This is a genomic window from Microbacterium sp. zg-B185 (genome assembly GCF_030246885.1).
In the GTDB taxonomy this organism is placed as follows: Bacteria; Actinomycetota; Actinomycetes; order Actinomycetales; family Microbacteriaceae; genus Microbacterium.
Genome location: NZ_CP126739.1, coordinates 1,717,938 through 1,734,512 on the forward strand (window position 1 = coordinate 1,717,938; position 16,575 = coordinate 1,734,512).

General features: G+C 64.6%; 11 protein-coding genes, 1 tRNA gene and 1 pseudogene. 5 read left to right on the forward strand and 8 right to left on the reverse strand.

Translation table 11 applies throughout. From position 1 onward, the window contains the following. Window positions 1-273: 273 nt before the first annotated feature. Window positions 274-1,470, forward strand: a complete 1,197-nt coding sequence (locus tag QNO12_RS08260; protein WP_257503805.1) for a hypothetical protein — start codon at window positions 274-276, stop codon at window positions 1,468-1,470. A gap of 552 nt (window positions 1,471-2,022) precedes the next feature. Here QNO12_RS08260 and QNO12_RS08265 read toward each other — a convergent pair. Beyond that, complete coding sequence (locus QNO12_RS08265) at window positions 2,023-2,865, reverse strand: hypothetical protein (RefSeq protein WP_257503804.1); 843 nt, start codon at window positions 2,863-2,865, stop codon at window positions 2,023-2,025. Window positions 2,866-3,051: 186 nt separating this feature from the next. Beyond that, a complete protein-coding gene (locus QNO12_RS08270; RefSeq protein ID WP_257503803.1) occupies window positions 3,052-5,721 on the reverse strand; it encodes a hypothetical protein in 2,670 nt (889 codons plus the stop codon). Between the two features lie 965 nt (window positions 5,722-6,686). Here QNO12_RS08270 and QNO12_RS08275 point away from each other — a divergent pair. From QNO12_RS08275 to QNO12_RS08285, 3 genes are all read left to right on the forward strand, one after another. After that, window positions 6,687-7,544, forward strand: a complete 858-nt coding sequence (locus tag QNO12_RS08275) for a hypothetical protein (protein WP_257503802.1) — start codon at window positions 6,687-6,689, stop codon at window positions 7,542-7,544. A gap of 489 nt (window positions 7,545-8,033) precedes the next feature. Continuing rightward, window positions 8,034-8,105: transfer RNA gene (locus QNO12_RS08280), tRNA-Ala, on the forward strand. Window positions 8,106-8,566: 461 nt separating this feature from the next. Beyond that, complete coding sequence (locus tag QNO12_RS08285; protein ID WP_257503801.1) at window positions 8,567-10,267, forward strand: hypothetical protein; 1,701 nt, start codon at window positions 8,567-8,569, stop codon at window positions 10,265-10,267. A 27-nt stretch (window positions 10,268-10,294) separates the two neighbouring features. Here the strand turns inward: QNO12_RS08285 and QNO12_RS08290 are convergent, their stop codons facing one another. The 5 genes and pseudogenes from QNO12_RS08290 to glnA all read right to left on the reverse strand — a co-directional run bounded on the left by QNO12_RS08290 (window position 10,295) and on the right by glnA (window position 15,254). Then, window positions 10,295-10,522 carry a hypothetical protein gene (locus tag QNO12_RS08290; protein ID WP_257503800.1) on the reverse strand — a complete coding sequence of 76 codons (228 nt, stop codon included), beginning with the start codon at window positions 10,520-10,522 and terminating at the stop codon, window positions 10,295-10,297. A gap of 88 nt (window positions 10,523-10,610) precedes the next feature. Next, the gene (locus QNO12_RS08295) at window positions 10,611-11,819 is read right to left on the reverse strand and encodes a hypothetical protein (RefSeq protein WP_257503799.1); all 1,209 of its coding nucleotides are present in this window, start codon (window positions 11,817-11,819) and stop codon (window positions 10,611-10,613) included. Further along, a pseudogene (locus tag QNO12_RS08300) lies at window positions 11,816-12,157 on the reverse strand (CHAT domain-containing protein); the annotation flags it as partial. The pseudogene QNO12_RS08300 and the gene QNO12_RS08295, both read right to left, overlap by 4 nt. A 108-nt stretch (window positions 12,158-12,265) precedes the next feature. Next, a complete protein-coding gene (locus QNO12_RS08305; protein ID WP_257503798.1) occupies window positions 12,266-13,597 on the reverse strand; it encodes a hypothetical protein in 1,332 nt (443 codons plus the stop codon). Window positions 13,598-13,829: 232 nt separating this feature from the next. Next, the gene (gene glnA, locus QNO12_RS08310; protein WP_257503797.1) at window positions 13,830-15,254 is read right to left on the reverse strand and encodes a type I glutamate--ammonia ligase; all 1,425 of its coding nucleotides are present in this window, start codon (window positions 15,252-15,254) and stop codon (window positions 13,830-13,832) included. 103 nt (window positions 15,255-15,357) lie between these two features. Between glnA and QNO12_RS08315 the strand changes: the two genes are divergently transcribed. Next, the gene (locus tag QNO12_RS08315) at window positions 15,358-15,780 is read left to right on the forward strand and encodes an RDD family protein (RefSeq protein WP_257522608.1); all 423 of its coding nucleotides are present in this window, start codon (window positions 15,358-15,360) and stop codon (window positions 15,778-15,780) included. Window positions 15,781-15,793: 13 nt separating this feature from the next. Here the strand turns inward: QNO12_RS08315 and QNO12_RS08320 are convergent, their stop codons facing one another. Then, window positions 15,794-16,504, reverse strand: a complete 711-nt coding sequence (locus QNO12_RS08320; RefSeq protein ID WP_257503795.1) for a DUF4191 domain-containing protein — start codon at window positions 16,502-16,504, stop codon at window positions 15,794-15,796. Between the last annotated feature and the right edge of the window lie 71 nt (window positions 16,505-16,575).

Consider the following 16,575-nt stretch of genomic DNA (forward strand, 5'->3'; position numbering starts at 1 on the left):
GAGATCAGTAAGCCGCGACATCGCATCCCCTATCGTCATAGACAAGAGCCCGCTTCCCCGCACAGCAGCGGGGCGCGAGCTCTTTCCAGATCGTATCGAGCGAGAGTTCGACGCGCCAAAAGGCCCGTGCTGAAGCGACGTAGTCTGCGAGAGCGCGCAACCCTAGGATCAGCGGATAGGACGCGGTCAGACGCTGCAGGGCGACACAAGGTCGAGCGCTGACTGCCCGCACGTCGCGATACGGATGTCGGTACCCGCCGATACATTCCACTCATGGCACAGACCCAGATCGAGCGGTATCGACAGCACGAGGTGTGGGGGCTGATCGAGCTCAAGCGTGCGGCACTTGAAACGGTCAAGTACTCCCAGCAGCCCTATGAGGAGTCCCGACTCCAGGTCATCACCTTGCTGGAGGCGGCGACGCGGTCGAAGACGAACGCGCAGCCTGCTCTGTATGACGACACGCTCAATGCCATTCGAGACATCCTGAACCAGCTCTCGGCGGACGAGCAGTCATTCTCGGTCTGGTCGCAGCAGTCGTACATGAACGATTTTCGATCGCGGGTGCGCGAACTGCCCGGGCCACCGCCGCGGCAGGTGAACGACAGCTACGTCGCAGCCCTCGATACTGCTGTCGCAGCTCGTCAGCAGGAGCTTGAGGAGCTTCGGGCATCGGTCGCCGCCCTGAATGAGGAGGTCGTCGCAAAGACGCGCGAATTCGCGCAACTCACCAATGAGGTGGACGCTCAGCGAGTCAAGCTCACGGCAGACGCGGCGACCATCAGCCAGGCGGTCGCCACCGCAGACGAGCAATTGCGCCGAGAGTGGGCGAATGCGCTTGCCAGCTGGGAGCAAGAACGGGAGATGCGTGATGGCGCCCTCGATGCAGAGATGACGGCGCACATCCAGCTACTGTCGACGGCGGCACTGGCCGGTCGCCGCCTGGTCGAACAAGCAGCGGGCCACCTCACCGCCGCAGATTGGGCCGGGCGGGCGAAGCGCGAACGGTGGAACGCTCACGGGTTGCGATGGGCTTCCTTCGTCTTCTTCGCGTTCGCCGTCGTCGTTGGCGGCTGGGTGCTATGGGTGGCGATCGATAAGGACCTCACGCTGACAGTTGGCGACGGCATTCTCCGGGGCGCCCTCGTGCTGGCTCTTGCAGGCGTCGGCTCATTCCTCACGATCGAGGCACGCAGACACTTTCGGGAGGCCGACAGCGCGGAAGACGTCAAGCTCGCGCTCGCCGCTCTCGAACCCTTCTACGCCGGCGCGGATGACGGCGAGCGCAAAGAGGTGCGTCGCGTTCTTGGTGACACGGTCTTTATCAAGAACACGTTGTCGCGCTTCAGCAACCGGGACGCGGCGAAACACGCGGGACCCACGAACGAACAGCTGAATCAAATCGTGGATCTCATCGCGAAGGGCACCGATGCAACGTCGAAGGCCGCCAAGGGCGCTACTGCCAATTGATCGGGATGGCAGACGCAACGTCAGGGTAGCTTCCACCGACGGCGTCGTCGACCTGCCTGAGGCGTGAAGGTCATCACTTTCCCACCTCAATCACCCAGGGACGACCGCGGCTAACCCGATACAATCGGAGCATTCGAACCGTCCGGTTCCCTGCAAGCACAAGGGAACACGAGGGTTCTCAAGACATCCGGTGAGATTCGGAAATCGCCCGAATCCTCCAGGGGGTCGCAGGTTCAAATCCTGCCAAGCTCACCCGAGACTGTTGGAATCTCAAGCGTTCCCGGGCGTCGTTGCGGTGTCCGGACGGATCCAGCCATCGAATAGTCATCGCGACGGCGTGGTTGCTTAGCGTGACAATGTGAATCCCATGCAGGGGGTCAGGGGTTCGAGTCTCAACGACTTGGATTACCACCGTGCCGGGTCCATCGACGTGGCACCTCACCTCGCAGGCGGCCGCGGCGCACAACCGCTGGACTACGTCGCCTCTAGCGAAGTTGGCCGCGCAAGCGGCTTAACTCGAGTCAGCACTGCTGACTGCGCGGACAGGACCCGTTACGGGCGGCGAACGCTGCGACGCGCTCTCGTCCGCGGTGCACCGAAGAGGTGCGAGTTGAACACGTCCGTGATGTCCTGCATGGGCCTGGTGAAATAGTGCCTGAAGTGCAGCCGGCGGACCAGCGGCTGGATGCATGGAGAAACCTCGACGAGCTTCGTGCCTTCGCGAATATCCCAGCCACGCGCTTCCCACAGACCGACAAGGCGGTTGAGCCAACTCTCAATGTCCTCGAACTTCGCGACAACAGTTGCCCGGTCCTCTCCAAGGAGATCGGCTTGATCGAACTGCCGCTTCTTCGCCTCGTATCCCAACTGAAGCTCGTTCAAACGTCCCATCTGCTCCTGGAATCCGACAACCTGCTCGCGCGTAAGCTCCACGGCTCGCCCAACCACTTCCAGCTCCTTGACGCCCTGGCAACTCTCCGGCTCGTAGTAGCGCTCGTCCGCCGCCATGTTCTTCTTGACCCTTTCCGGATCCAGATGGAGCTTCGCGTCGAGCCCCAAGGCACGGAGCGCACGGCGAACGGACTTGACGCCGTTGTAAAGGACGATGAGCTCCGTGAACTCAGCACGGAGCTTGTCCTTGACGAACGCCTCCTCTTCGCGCCGCTTCTCGATCGCTCTCCATGAGAAAGCGAGGGCGCCACCAACCATGCCGACCGCGACGACTCCGACCCCAGCGCCAGCGACGTCAGACCACAGGTCTGACCAGGGTTCCGACGTCTTGGAGGCGAGTAGGGTGCCGAGGCCAGCCCCGACTACCCCAATAACGACTCCAGCGCCGAGCCACCAGAACGGCTCGCGCCCCAGCCGGTATCGCAGCGTCTTCGCTGGCTCCACATGCTGAATGTACTCTCGTTTCACAGCCAAGGTGGCCCGTGATCACGATGGCATGGGCCGTTCCCTGGGCCGTGTCGAGTGCCTTGGCCACGGCACCGAAGTACGACTCTCCCTCGATGTGCGCGATCACGTCCGACGCGATGGCATTCGTATAGTCTTTCTGCCACCGATCGGGATCGACCATCTTCAGATCATTCTTCCAGTCAGCGGGTCATAGGCGACGGCTACGGGCACGATCTGGTCGGTTGGCAGGACCTCGACCCATTGGTCGACGATGGGGAACTGGTCATCATTGGGAAGTGAGAAGCCGCCTTGTAGTGGGTTGAATCCGTACTCGAAGACTCGATCCACGGGCCTTGCTCGAACCGAGTTGTTGTCGCCCAGGTCGTACTCGACGATCTCTTGCGCCGCTTCGTGCTTGTGTCTGATCCGAGCCGCCAGGTCTTCGAGGACCTCGCCGATCGTCAGGTCGTTGTAGGGCGTCCCATCCAGCGTCACCTCGGAGGGATCGCCGGAGTATGCGGCGTCGAGCCCGTCAGCGCCTTCGACCCCCGCGCTGGTCAACCACTTGAGGGCGGCTTCCTCCTGCTCCGGGCGGATCGGGATGACCGCCTTCACCCAGGGCGCGTTCAAGAAGGCATTGCGCATGTTGTCACCGTCGAGCTGAAGCAGCCAACCCAGGGACGAGCCGAGCCGACTCGGCTCGGACTCCTCGGTGATCATGTAGTTATCGCGGCCGACCTCCCGCGTGCCGCCCCACCCGACGAGCGGCAATGTCGTCGCACCGTGACCCTGGGGGGCATAGTCCTGGGTCGAGCGATGGAGGCGGGGGCGCCACCATTCGGGCGCAACGTAGTACAGCATCTTCTCGACGTCGAAGATGGCGTTGATGACTTCCGCCGCGAGATGACGGGTGCGATCGTCGGGCAGGTTGAGCTTGGCCATCAACATGTCCTGGACGAGCCTGCGGTAGACGACGATCCGTTCCTCTTCGCGAAGGTCGGTCGACGGCCTCCGGACGATCTTGCTGATGGCGGTGGTCCGCTCCTTGACCGCCTCGACGAACGCCTTCTCCGTCTCTGCCCGCATCGCATTGGTCCGGTTGGTCTCGATCTCCTTGATCGTCGCATCGATCTCGGCGTTGGCATTGTCGTTGGGCGCCCAATGGAGCACCATCGGCACGTTCAGCTGCGGCTGGCCGTTGAAGCTGACCAGGTCCAGATGAACCCGGAACGTCGCCCTGCTTTCCGCGCCGGGCAGGTTGACGAGGTCGTGCACTGACAGCTGGACGGCATCGGTCGGACGCAGCTCGACGGCTGCCAAGGTGTGGTTCGGCTTCGCGCAGATGACAGTTTGCGGAAAGTCTGCCTGGATCTTCTCGAGGCTGCCCCATAACTCTTCGTCGTTCTCTTCGACCCCGTCGCGATAGACCTCACCGCGATTGTCCGCCCCGCCGTCGACGGGCAGGAACGGGATGGTCAGCGCCCTGTCGCTCTCGGCGAACGGCTCGTGCCGGGCGGGCAGCTCCGGATCGGGAATGGAGTCGAAGGAGGCCGGCTTGGCGACATGGACGAGGGTCGAGACGCCGAGCTCGCGACCGGGATCGTCGACATAGGTCTGCCAGGAGAGATAGGACCCGATGTCTTGGACCTGGACCGCCACCTGACGCATCTTGCGTCGCAGCTCGAAGTTCTGAAGATCATCTCCTGGGTTGTTGAAGACGTGCCGGATTGACGAGGTGTCAGTGAACTCGGTGGTTGACCGGAACACGGACTGGAAATTGTTGCGGATCGACGTCGCGATCTTGGTCGACTGCTCGCGCAACTGCGTGTGGATGACTTCGCGCGATCGTGCCTGGCTGCGCGACATGTCGAAGTTTGCGGTTGCGGAGACCTTGGGATAGGACGCGGTGACAGAGGCGCCGAGGCTCAGATCGTTGGACGAGTCCTCCTTGGACGACTCAGACAGCTCGTCTCGCATCGTGGTGGTCTGCTCCGACGTCCGGACGGATTCGGTCAAGCGCGACAAGAGGCGATCTGTGACTTCGCGACGCGTATGGATCTCGTACAACTCGACGGTGGCGCCCGGTGCCAGCCAGACGTGTTGGACCGGGCTTCCAAGGAAACTGTCGAGCTCGAAGTAGTACTGCCGGTACAAGTGAATGATCCCGAGCGGTGAGATGACGCCGCCGGACAACTGGTCGTGGTTTACGGGATCCAGGCCCGGCACGACTACGTCGGAGCCCGAGCGCAGATCCTCGAGACTCTTGCTCATCTGGGCCTTGACGTCCGCGAAGTAGAAGATGCCGCTGAGGATCCTCTCCTCATTTGACTCGACGAGCCTGAGTAAGGCAGCGGCCAGACGGGACTCGCTCTCCGCGAGGGCCAGCGCCTGCGACGCGAAGTTCCGAATCCTCGCGAACCTCTTCAGCTCGACCTCGAGCTCCTTCTCTTCCTCTTCGAGCGCTCGGCCCAAGAAGTCTGGATTGATGAAGTCGCTCCAGGCGCGCCCTATCTCGGGTGGCGGCTCAGGCGGAAGGGAACGGGCGACGATCGTAAGCAGCCGGCTTCCCCCCTGCGCTCTCAATCTCGAGGGGACCTTGCCGACATTGAGCCCGATGGGATCGCCTGCCTGACCATCATCGGCGCGGTCCGGCATGGCGACATCGGGCTCGAAGCTCTGCGCGAACCGGTTCAGCAATGTGCGTGCCTCGCGTGCGGCAGCCGCGTTGAAGCGATCTGCTGAGCGTTTGCCCTTCCAGCCGATCATCGGTTGGAACGTCCCGGTCAGCTCGCTCGCATAAGGCAAAACGCCGACATAGCCTGAGAAGTCCAGCAGGGCCTTTGGTGCGGGCATTCGGCTACCCCCTTTTGGGAACAGAGTTGGCCCACTGCAATCAGATCCGTCTGGGCCTCTGTTGTCCTCGACACTATCGGCATGCGTTCCCCCCGTCGAGATGCTGCGTTCACGCCCAAGCCAGTCCTTGGCGAGCTCGAATTCTGTCCGTCTCGTCGGCCCCGATGGTCAGGTGCGGAACTGCACGCACTGTCGACGGGGCTCGAAAACTGCACAGTAGCGGCGCGGCGAAATCGTTCAGAGTTCGGGCGCCGCCGACACGCGCCGTATATATACCGCCGAGCGTGCTTCTTGGCCTCGGTCCCCCGTAGGGCGCTGCACGGAGCGATCCGCCGCAGTGACCACAGCGGTAACACCGCTGCCCAACCACTTCAGGCGGCGGGGGCGTTGCAGCTCCCCGGGGCCCGACATGTTGAGACGATTCCGCGCGGATGCGTACACTTCCCGCTCGTGCCTAGCAACACGTGCGCGAGCGTGGCATGCTCGGCGCGAGTACAACCTCGTCAATGGGCGCCAAGAGAGGCGGGCGGGATGAGTGAGCGACCGTGGTCCAGCCGTGGAGCGCAGGACGGAAGCAGCGAGCCAGCCGGCGTCCCGGACGACATTGGAGAATACTTAAGTTCGCTAGTGTACGGTTCCCGGTCCAACGAGGCCGGCGGGAAGCTGGTCTCGCAGATGCGGTGGTGAAGAATGGCGAATCAATCGGAACGGTTCGGATCGCGGATCGTTAACCGAACGGTTAAGCGCCCACCGGATGGAGCCAGAACCGACGGGTCCGCTCACGTATCCATAAACGCGCCATACGGGATCTTTGCGGCCATAAACGGAAGCCGCTAACCCCCGGCTGAGGCAACACGAATGTTGCGACAACGCCTGCTGACATTTGCAGCTGTTGTCGCAGCACCAGACCAGGAGCACGTTGGTGCCAAGCTCAGAATTGAGACCTGAATGCGTAGGAGGTTCAAATGTCGATCGTGATCTACATTCGTGGACGGGACAACTCGCTGGAGTGGCCCTGGTACTTCGCACACCCGCGCAAGAGGCGTGTTGGCACGGATCTTTACTACTTCGACTACGAAGACCTTGAGCTCCGGGAGTACAAGGACTGGAACGGATCGCTGCCGCCGAAAAGTACACCGGATCGCGTGTCTTCCATCGCCGGGATTCTTGATCTGTACTCATTCATCGGGCACCAGCGCGCAGGTGCAATCGAGGAACTCCACTTCTTCACCCACGGTTGGTCGGGCGGCCCCGTGCTGCGGAATACCTACGACCACTTTGCTACGGCTAGCGACCGCGATCCCAATGACATGGACCCACGAATATACGACTTTAGGTTGACCACGGTGCTCGGTGGTGCAGCGCGTGGCGACTTTGCCAAGGCGTTCTCAAGGAGTGCTCTCGTCAAGCTCTGGGGCTGCAACCACGAAGAGGACCATCGCCAGTTCATCAAACTGAAGTTCTTCGGCGCGACAACTGACGCTGAGCGGGATGCGGCGAAGAATGAGTACCGATTCCATATCCGCGAAGGCACCTATCCCTATGCGCTTGCCATGGCTATCCGACTACCCGTCTATGCCGCGCCGCTCGGTTGGGGAACGAGCCCATTCCTGCCGTTCGGCATCGAAGGCCGAGCTGCGGTCCGAACAAAAGCAAAGCGACGGGGCATCTTCCCACCTGCGAAGGGCGATATGTGGTGGCGTGTCAGTCCGTTCTTTCGTCCCGAGCGTGGCGATCAGTTCTATCGCCGCGAACTGAAAGCCCGAACCGACATTCTCGATTACGTCGCGTACACAGAGTCCATGGCTCGTCACGTTCCATGAGGCGAATGGCCCGCAGGATCGCTCACCGCTCGATGTCCAGCACGCTCGTTGGGGCCGAGTCGCGACGGTCCGTATGCGGCGAGTGACCACGAACACATCCGGCAGCCCCTCGACTGGGATCACGCCGACGACGGCCATGAAGGATTCCTGAAGCAGAATCGATCCAGGGGGCGAGCCCGTGGAGCGCCTATCAGGACACGCAACGGGCGATCCCGTGCGGAGCCGACAACTATCCGAATCGGTCGGCGGCCCCACCTTGACGCATTCCGTGCCGACGCCACCCGCGATGACCGAGTCTCTCGCGGTCGAGTTGGTGTTACGCCGGGGGACTCGAGATGTAGTCGTCTACTGGACGGTTCAGATTCGCCGAGAGCCCTCGAGTACCATCCAGAACCCTCGAATACCGATCGCGTATGCTGGTTCACATCACCACTGGAGTGAAGCCGAAGGGCCAGATTCCGGGGTTCTGGTTACGACGCGAGACCATCCGGGCCTGTGGCGCAGCTGGTAGCGCACCTGCATGGCATGCAGGGGGTCAGGGATTCAAGTCCCTCAGGTTCATACGACGACTCGAGAGTCGTCGCATGACATCGGCTACCGCGACGCGAGTCGCAGTACCTCACGTCTTCTCTCACGCGAGCGTTGGACTGCGCCGGGTGAGTGGGCTGACGCCGACGGCACTCTAGGGGCCGACATCATCGAGTACCTGCCCGCAGAACGTGTCGTGCCGAGTGCCCGTCCTGGGAGCTGCACGATTGGCACCGTGAGGAGCGGGAATCGCGGACGGGGGACGCCAAGCGCCATGAAGGACTGGCTACCCGCGGGGTTCCGGGTCGCCTTTAGCTGTGATGCCCTGCTCGACTACGCGCCGGCCTGCCCGTCCCGAGGGACTTCGAGCGACTGATGAAGACACTTGAGGCGGTCAGCGCCGATGGCCACGGACGAGGCTGAGCTCCGAGGGAAGGGGACCGACCGGTGCGGCAGCGGCCGTGGTTGTCTGTTCGCGCGGATACGATCCAATCATGCCGGAGACCGTTCTGCCCGCCGACTTCGCTCTCTTCTTAGCCGCGAATCCGGACGCGCCGGATGCGCTGAGGGCGTTGGGGGAGCGGTACTGGGAGTACGAGGGACTCTCCGCCGACACTGGCGACATCGTCTGGGCCCGAGCTGTCTCCGATCTCGACTACGCCTCGTGGTCGGGCACGCCGTACTACGCGGCAGCGGCCGGCGTTATCGCCACTGCGCCGGAGTTCCACTGTGCAGATTGCGGTGCGCCGCTCACCCTGAGCTCTCGTCAGACCCTCACTGAGGCGCGCCGGGGCAACTATGTCCGGTGCCGCGCCTGCAACGGAACGCTCGAAGAGCGCGCCGCGGGAGTCCTGGATCCAGCCGCCCGCGCAAACCGCGAACGCAAGGCCGAACGCGAAGCCAGCGCCCGTGCGGCGGAAGAACTTCGGCGTGCCAGCGCGGCGGATCTCGATGCCGCACGCCGCCTGGCAATCGAGACGAGGTATCCGGGCGCGACCGAGGACGACGGCGGGTACGCGCTGGACCAGGCACCCGTGGCAACGCGCGTCGCAGCTCTGGCAGTGATCCACGCCGCCGGCCAACCGTCAGGTCTCATTCATCCCGTCCGCTACGGCGACGGATCGATCGCACCGAACTCTGAAACCGCTCGGGAGTTCTTCGTCGACGCCTGGCACTCCGATCTTCTGGCGGTCCATCCGTCGTCTCCCACGAATGCCTTCGTGTGGGACGACGACGAGCCGGCGACGCTCGGAAGCGGTCTCTATGCGGACCGCGCCCATTTCGCCGCGCGCGGCGAGGGGCCGGTCGCCCGCCGGCTCGAGACCTTCGCGGCGGATCTCCGTCGCGGGCTGTCGCTTGAGCGGCTCTGGTCGACGGAACGCGCCGAGGGCAGGGGCCTCTCGCGCCGGCTGGTGGCGGAGGAAGCCATCCGCTACCTCTCCTACGAGTTCGCGGTCCACGACCTGCCCGACCCCGCCGCGCAGCACCAGGAGCGCCTGCGCGCCCACGCGGCGAAGGCGGCCGACTCCTTTGCGCTCGGGCACATCTACCGGATGGCCTGGATGGCAGCGCGGGACGCGATCTCGGCGTACAAGCGCATCCAAGGGATGAACCGCGAGAAGGCGGCAACGCACGGGCTGAACAAGTTCGTCTCCTACATCCAGCGCGGCCTCGACGAGCCGGAGACGCTCGGCGAGGCGTTCGACGAACGCTCCGACCTGCCGCTGAGCGCGGTCACCGACGTCGTGTTCCGGATCGTGTTCGGCCTGAACCCGATGACCGCGACGCCGGCGGACGTCGCCGAAAGGGCGGCCGGCTCGACCGACCGGGAGCTCCGAAAGGCCTGCGACGCCCGCATCCCCGATCACTCGACGGTGATGGAGTGGCTGCGCACGTCCGAATCGTGGGAGCCGGCGGAATTCCGGAAGGCGCTCTCGCGGGCGGTTGACGAGGAGGACGAGCTCTGCGGACCGCGCTGCGCCCACCACAACGCCCCGATGGTCGCCTACGAGGCGGGCCGCGTCTATGACCGCATCGTCAGCCGCGTCGGCGAGCGCGACGCGGCGATCGTGACCGCTGGGGCGCTGTCGATCGGCAACGAGTCGCCTTACGAGGGCAGATCGGGCGACCTGGTGCTGGCGGCGCTCGCGCGCGAGCTCGGGTGGGAACCGGCGGATGCCGAAGAGGACGATTGAGTCGTCGGCGTCCGAGCAGTCCGGCGTCTACGCGTCCCCCACCGTTGTCGGCGAATCGGGGACCGGTACCCGTCGGGCCGTCGTGCGTAGGCCGTGGAAGTCGACGCGGATCGGCCCGTCCTCACCCGGGACATCGAAGTCGAAAGGCTGCCCGAGCCTCGCCTTCGCCTGAAACAGCAACGCGGCATCGCCCTCCAGAGTGAACTCCCGGCCCGGCATGCGGACGTCGAGGAACTGCCTTGTGGTGGTCATCATCTGAACTCCAATCGTGTGGAGCCCCGCAGTCTAGGTGACGATTTCGGACCACGGACCCGCTTCTCACGTCCAATCCGGAGCCGCGGGCTCACCGTGCGGGTACGTTCCCGGGCCAAATCTCCCAACGGCTGAATCGGCCCTTCCTGACGACGGCGTCCGGATGCTCGGCTCGAAGCTCCGAGAGTCTCTCAATGACCTCGGCGATCGGGAGCTCGCCTGGCAGCGTCGCGAGCGGCTGCGGCTTGGGCGGTTCCGGTACCGTCGGTGACTTCCGCTCTGCCACCGATCGCAGGATCTCCCGCACCCGTTCCATCCGGGCCGCGTTCATGGGCCAATTCGGGCAGGGCCGCGTCTCGTAGATGTGGCCTCCCGAGGTGTGCTGGAATGCCGGCGTGTAGCAGTCCGCGCACATCTGCTCGGCCTCGAGCCGGGGGACGGCCAGCAGCGTCTCCATCCGGCGCTGATCGGACCCTAGATGGACGCGCAGCGTAGACTTCTCTTTTCGGTCCTTCGTGCCGGCGATCTTCAGCTGCTGCGCCGCGATTGATTCCTTGAGCTCACCGACCCATTCGATCCGCAGGTGCCGGTACCAGATGACGTTCCACCGGCGGCGGTCGGCCGGGAGCTTGCCGTCTGCGTCGACAACCTCCTCGCGGTCTCCGACGATGATCGAGAGTCGTTGGAGTTCGGCGGCACAGTGCTCGCGCTTCGCCTCGAGCTCGAGGATCGCCTTGGTTCGTCGGTCGCCCGACATCGCTGGGAACAGGGCGCCCGACCGGTGGCCGGCGAGTTCGCGTTCGAGGTTCGCCTTGGTTCGTCGGTCGCCCGACATCGCTGGGAACAGGGCGCCCGACCGGTGGCCGGCGAGTTCGCGTTCGAGGTTCGCCTGGATGGCCTCCCGCTCGAGCAGCGCGTACCGCGCCCTCTCGCGTTCGGCATCGTAGCGGACCTTGTCCCGCTCCCAGCGGGCCTCGTTCTTATCTCCCTCGACCCGGACTCGGCGCTTGATCGCGGCGATGCGCGCGCTCACCTGCCGCTTGGTCAGCGGTCGGAAGTCCGGCTCCGCCCGCTCCCACTCCTCGCCGACCTGGTCGGCGCGGGCCATCTGCGGCGCCAACTCTTCCTTCCGCCACGGGTTCCAGTCCGTCTCCTGGAAGAGCTCGAGCCAGTGCTCACGGAAGTGGAGGAACTCCGCGAAGCTCGAGGTCGCGCCCGGCTTCCGTCGCCACAGCGTCCCGCAGTCCTCGTGGACGATGTCGCCGATGTCGCCGATGTCGCCGATGTCCTGCAGAGTCATACAAGCAACGATCCGCCGCTGCCGTGATGAGCGCCAGTGAACATTTCGGCCCTAAGCATGCAGCCGGCATCAGCGGCCTCAGCAATCACGTCGTACAGAGTCGTCAGAGACAGCCGCGTCGCCCGATCGTCGGCCGGCCAAAGGCTGGCGTTCACCGCGCTGGCTCCGGCGAGTGCCGCCGTCGGGGCGATGCCGTTGAGGCCCTCGCCGTCCTGAGGGCCGCCCACCGGGGTGGTGCAGCCGGACAGGACGACGAGATCGGCGGCCGAGCCGAGATCGGCGAGCTCGCGCAGCGAAACCCGGCGCGGGCGCTCGTCGGCGTTCGCGAACAACAGGCTTGCGCGGGCCGCCTGACGGCAAGCGCGTGCATCTGGTCGTTCGCGGTCACGCCGACGTGACCCACCACCCCTGTGGCACGGTGGCCCGTCCGCGGAGAGTTCAGCGGGTCAGTCGAAGGCGCTGGTGTCCCTCACCGCGCAGGCAAGCACCGAGGTCGCGAGCATGATCGCGATGGTGGCGTTGATGCGGTTGTACTGCCGCTCGGTCACCGCGTGAACGGTGGCGTTGCGGCGGAAGCCCGTGCCGGTGTGGTCGGCGTCGAACTGGCCCCGCATGACCGTCTCGAGCGGCAGCAACGACAGCGCGAGGCGCCACCCGTCCGCGAGCAGCTTATGATTCCACGTCGGATTCACCAACGTGCTTCGCGGCACCCCGAGCGCGGGGGCGATGAAGTGGCCGACGAGCGTGTCGAGGATGTTGGTCGCAAGCGCCTGCGCGGCGTCGGTGTGACCGTCGCGCAGCGCAGCGGTGGCTCGACGAAGCTTGTCGGCGTATCTCATTGCGCGGGGTGCCGGCAGCGCGCCGAGCACCTCGTCGCAGTCATTGAGGATTCCACGCCGGTTGTTGGTGATGATCCCTCGACGCGCACGCGCATCCGGCGCGTTCAGCAGGAGCTGCACCACCCGTTCGCTTGGCACCCAGCCGAGCGGGATGCCGTCGGCGAGCACCGCGCGGATGGACTCTTTCGCGTCGTCAGGATCGAGGTCAATGTCCACCCAGTTCGACGGAACTCGCTGCAGCTTCAGCGACCTGAGGAGCGGCTCGACATCGAAGTCGGTGATGAACGACGGCAAGCCGATGTGCAAGCCGAGATCCGGCATCACGATCGCCGGGAGTATCGCCTGCATCTGCGCGTCCGTGAACAGGTTGCCAGTGATCGACCCGACACCGGTGAGTCCGGGCAGGTCTTTCATCCAGCCGGTGTCGATGAGTGGCGGAATGTTCTCCATCCGTGCGGCGCCGGCGAGCCCCTCGTAGTCCTTCACCCACGCGGAAGGGTCGATCGCCGAGGAGATCAACTGCGATGTCGACGCATTCATTTCGGGCGAGAAGAAGGCGTTGCTAGTAAGGCCTGTGACCTTCAGCCCGTCGGACCCGAAGGCACCGGGGTCGGACGTCTGGCCGAGGAGCCTTATCAGGGAGTCGCTGAGCTTCAGCGTCTCGATCTGCTGCATGAACGGGCTGGTCACAGACCGCATGAAGTCGTCGTCGAAGATTCGTCCCAGCGAACCCGAGGGGAGTGCCCCCTTGAACGCGGTCAGATCCTTCGGGTCCAGCGGCTCGCCGTCGTCGCCACGAATCGTGAAACGGATGCGCGTGTGCTGCGGGGTCTCTCCCGAAGTGTCGTCGGCCGGCACGTCGCCCTCGTCGGCGGACGCCTCTTCTTCGCCCTCGTCGAAGGGTTCGTCGTCGTCAGATAGGGCGATCACGGCGGCCATCCGAGCAGCGAACCACACGCTGCGGGCCCGCCGCGTCTCGCCTGTGCCTCTTGCCGTCGCTGCGCGTGCGCGGAAGCGGTCATCCGCACTGTCCGAGAACCTGTCCGTTTACTCCCCGTAGCCGTCCGTAAACGCCCAGAGATAGACTGAGCCCCAGACGGCATCTGCTGTCTGGGGCTCAGTAAATTGCTGGCCTCGGAACCGGGAGTGCGGTCCCTAAGACCCCTCGGAATCAGACTCCGAAGTACAGCTCGAACTCGAACGGGTGCGGGCGAGCCGAGAGCGGCTTGATCTCGTTCTCGATCTTGTACTCGATCCACGTCTCGATCAGTTCCGGCGTGAACACGCCTCCGGCGAGCAGGAACTCGTGGTCGGCCGCCAGAGCATCCAGCGAGTCCAGCAGCGAGTTCGGCACCTGCGGGATGTTCTTCGCCTCCTCGGGGGGAAGCTCGTACAGGTCCTTGTCCACGGGCTCGTGCGGCTCGATGCGGTTCTTGATGCCGTCCAGGCCCGCCATCATCTGCGCGGCGAAGGCCAGATACGGGTTGCTCGACGCGTCCGGCGCGCGGAACTCGATGCGCTTGGCCTTCGGGTTGGATCCGGTGATCGGAATGCGGATCGCCGCCGAGCGGTTGCCCGCCGAGTACACGAGGTTGACCGGCGCCTCGTAGCCCTTGACGAGACGCTTGTAGCTGTTCATCGTCGGGTTCGTGAAGGCGAGCACGGCCGGGGCGTGGGCGAGCAGGCCGCCGATGTACCAGCGCGCCAGATCCGACAGTCCGCCGTAGCCGGCCTCGTCGTAGAACAGCGGCTTGCCGTCGAGCCACAGCGACTGGTGGGTGTGCATTCCCGAACCGTTGTCGCCGAACAAGGGCTTCGGCATGAACGTCGCCGTCTTGCCCCACTGCTCGGCGGTGTTCTTGACGATGTACTTGAACTTCAGGATGTCATCCGCCGCGTGCACCATGGTGTCGAAGCGGTAGTTGATCTCGGCCTGGCCGCCGGTGCCCACCTCGTGGTGAGCGCGCTCCAGGATGAGTCCCGCCTCGATCAGCTTCAGGCTGATGTCGTCACGCAGATCGGCCTGCTTGTCGACGGGGGAGACCGGGAAGTAGCCGCCCTTGTAGGGGGTCTTGTTGGCGAGGTTTCCGCCTTCTTCCTCGCGTCCGGTGTTCCAGGCACCCTCCTCGGAGTCGACGCTGTAGAAGCTCGAGTTCTGCTTCACCTCGTAGCGCACGTCGTCGAAGATGTAGAACTCCGCCTCGGGCGCGAAGAATGCGGTGTCGGCGATACCGGTCGAGGCGAGGTACTTCTCCGCCTTCTTGGCGACCTGGCGGGGATCCTTCGAGTAGATCTCGCCGGTGCGCGGGTTGTAGATGTCGAAGATCATGATCAGGGTCTTCGCCTCACGGAACTGGTCGACGTACGCCGTCGACACGTCCGGGATGAGCTGCATGTCGGACTCGTGAATGCTCGCGAACCCGCGGATGGAGGAGCCGTCGAACAGCTGACCCACGGTGAAGAACTCTTCATCGACCGTGGATGCGGGGATGTTGAAGTGCTGCTGGACGCCAGGAAGGTCCGTGAAACGGATGTCGAGGAACTTGATGTCCTCGTCCTTGATGAACTTCAGCACCTCGGATGAATCACTGAACATGGAGACTCCAGAGGTAGGGCATCGGGACTGCCGCCCGCAGCGCGGGCGTCATTGGCACCGTACCCGGGGGGCATTGCCCGCCAGTTCCACCTATGTTTCCGGCATGTTACGAACGGCTGGTTACGCTGGGGGAGTGACTCACGAAGCGCAGAGCTATCCCGGCGAACGGCTGGGCCGTCCACCGGCCGGAAGCGGCTCGATCGCACGCCTCGGGCGCCGCGTCGGCGCGCTGTTCATCGATTACGGCGCGGCCTACCTGATCTCCGGGTTCTTCGGGTGGGACCCGCTCGCGATCCTGGCCATCTTCGCGGCGATCCAGATCGTCTTCATCCCGACGATCCAAGGCAGCCCGGGGCACCGGATCCTCGGGATGAGGGTGGTCCGGGTGGACGGATCGTGGGTCGGGCTGTGGCGTCCGATCATCCGGACCGCGCTGCTGATCGTGGTGATCCCCGCGGTCATCTGGGACGCCGATCAGCGCGGACTGCACGACAAGGTCGCCGGTACCGTCCTCATTCGCGCGTAGCGCTCAGGAGGCGTCAGCGTGGGCGGGGAGCGCGCGCCTTGGTGGGGTCGATGCCCTTCGGGATCGGCAGGGACGCCAGCGACTGCGACACCGAACTGAGTCGCTTGATGACCGCGGCCATGGTGGCCCGGTCGATCTTGGTCGGCAGCGACTTGATCGTGGAGGCGAGTTTCGCGATGGGGACCTCGTCCTGGCCGTGGCCCACGTAGAACACATGCACCGGCACTCCGGTGGCCACGCGCTGGGCCTTCGAGCGCTCATCGTTGATGAGGCGCGTCAGTCTGCCGCGGGAGCCCTCGCCGACGATGACGATGCCGCCACGGCCGACCGCGCGGTACACCGCGTCCTGGGTCTTGGGGTTCACACCCACCGGCATCTCGCTGGACTGCCACTTGCGTCCCAGTGACGTCGACAGCACGTGACCGGCGGCACCCGGCATCCCGTCGATCTGCTTGTACATGGCGTTGGTGGAGAGCCGGGTCATCGTCATCAGCGACCCGAGCACGCCGAGCATCAGGCCCGTCAGACTCCACAGGATGATGCTCCAGATCGCCACCGGAGGCAGCAGGAAGCCTACGAGCACACCCACGCCGATCCCGGTGAGCAGGATCGCCGCCAGGAGCCAGGGGAGCCACGGATAGGCCTTCTGCGTGAACGTGAACAGAGTGCGGATCTGGGAGAAGAATCCGGGCCGTTTCTCGGGCGAGGTACTGCGTGCTGCCATGAGCACAGCCTACCTTTCCGCGCGGGGGTGTTCGGCTCCTCCCCAGCGCCGGAGGCCGCCGGGTGCTGCAC

Coding starts and splice junctions, on each gene's coding strand:
- QNO12_RS08260 (WP_257503805.1), top strand. CDS start 274: ATGGCACAGACCCAGATCGAGCGGTATCGACAGCACGAGGTGTGGGGG.
- QNO12_RS08270 (WP_257503803.1), bottom strand. CDS start 5,721: ATGCCCGCACCAAAGGCCCTGCTGGACTTCTCAGGCTATGTCGGCGTT.
- QNO12_RS08275 (WP_257503802.1), top strand. CDS start 6,687: ATGTCGATCGTGATCTACATTCGTGGACGGGACAACTCGCTGGAGTGG.
- QNO12_RS08285 (WP_257503801.1), top strand. CDS start 8,567: ATGCCGGAGACCGTTCTGCCCGCCGACTTCGCTCTCTTCTTAGCCGCG.
- QNO12_RS08290 (WP_257503800.1), bottom strand. CDS start 10,522: ATGATGACCACCACAAGGCAGTTCCTCGACGTCCGCATGCCGGGCCGG.
- QNO12_RS08295 (WP_257503799.1), bottom strand. CDS start 11,819: ATGACTCTGCAGGACATCGGCGACATCGGCGACATCGGCGACATCGTC.
- QNO12_RS08305 (WP_257503798.1), bottom strand. CDS start 13,597: ATGGCCGCCGTGATCGCCCTATCTGACGACGACGAACCCTTCGACGAG.
- glnA (WP_257503797.1), bottom strand. CDS start 15,254: ATGTTCAGTGATTCATCCGAGGTGCTGAAGTTCATCAAGGACGAGGAC.
- QNO12_RS08315 (WP_257522608.1), top strand. CDS start 15,358: ATGTTACGAACGGCTGGTTACGCTGGGGGAGTGACTCACGAAGCGCAG.
- QNO12_RS08320 (WP_257503795.1), bottom strand. CDS start 16,504: ATGGCAGCACGCAGTACCTCGCCCGAGAAACGGCCCGGATTCTTCTCC.